General features: G+C 67.4%; 1 protein-coding gene. It reads left to right on the top strand.

Annotated elements, in window-relative coordinates:
* Positions 1–384 (top strand): ABC transporter permease subunit (locus G3I78_RS50730; RefSeq protein ID WP_164437439.1); only part of this gene is annotated, 384 nt, incomplete at both ends.

Genomic DNA, 384 nt, shown 5'->3' with positions numbered 1-384 from the left:
CAAGCGCCTGTTCACCGTCACCGTCCTCTCCACGCAGATGTTCCCCGGGATCCTCTTCCTCCTCCCGCTGTTCCTGATCTTCGTGAACATCGGCAACGCCACCGGCATCGCCCTCTACGGCTCCCGCGGCGCGCTGATCCTCACGTACCTGACCTTCTCCCTCCCCTTCTCCATCTGGATGCTCATCGGCTACTTCGACTCGGTGCCCCGCGATCTCGACGAAGCGGCCACCGTCGACGGCTGCGGACCGCTCGGCGCGCTGCTGCGCGTCGTGGTCCCGGCGGCCGTCCCGGGCATCGTCGCCGTCGCCGTGTACGCCTTCATGACCGCCTGGGGCGAGGTGCTCTTCGCCTCCGTCATGACCAACGACACCACCCGCACCCT

The organism is Streptomyces sp. SID13726 (assembly GCF_010548375.1).
GTDB lineage: Bacteria > Actinomycetota > Actinomycetes > Streptomycetales > Streptomycetaceae > Streptomyces.
Note: the sequence above shows the minus strand (reverse complement) of the source record. Positions and strands in the feature narration are given on the sequence as shown.